At 62.7% G+C, this 432-nt stretch carries 1 protein-coding gene; it reads left to right on the top strand.

Annotated features, from left to right (window positions below; all coding sequences use genetic code 11):
- Positions 1 to 2: 2 nt before the first annotated feature.
- Positions 3 to 432, top strand: a 430-nt coding sequence (locus RAD16_RS41490) for a manganese catalase family protein (RefSeq protein WP_458163750.1), incomplete at its 3' end; no start/stop codon positions are given.

Below are 432 nucleotides of genomic sequence, written 5' to 3'. Positions count from 1 at the left end.
TCATGAGGCTCGATCGCCTTCAGGCCGAACTGCCGATCCCGAAGAAGCCCGATCCGAACGCTGCCGCCGCGCTCCAAGAACTACTCGGGGGCAAGTACGGCGAGATGTCGACGCTCGGAAACTACATGTTCCAGAGCTTCAACTTCCGCAACAAGTCGAAGTTGCGTCCGTTCTACAGCCTTGTGTCGAGCATCTTCACCGAGGAGCTCGGCCACGTCGAGCTGGTCTCCAACGGCGTCGCGCTGCTCAACAACGGCCCCGGCGACGACACCGAGAACGTGGACGTCTCCCAGGCACCCTTCGAGGACATGAAGGACGTCCGTCTCGCCGGCGCGTTCTTCCAGAACGCCGGCGGCGCGACGCCGGTGAACTCGAACGCCCAGTCCTGGAACGTCGACATGGTGACGACGACGGGCAACCTGATCATCGACC

Source organism: Bradyrhizobium sp. 18BD (genome assembly GCF_054185225.1).
This window is presented reverse-complemented; position numbering and strand designations above follow the sequence as displayed.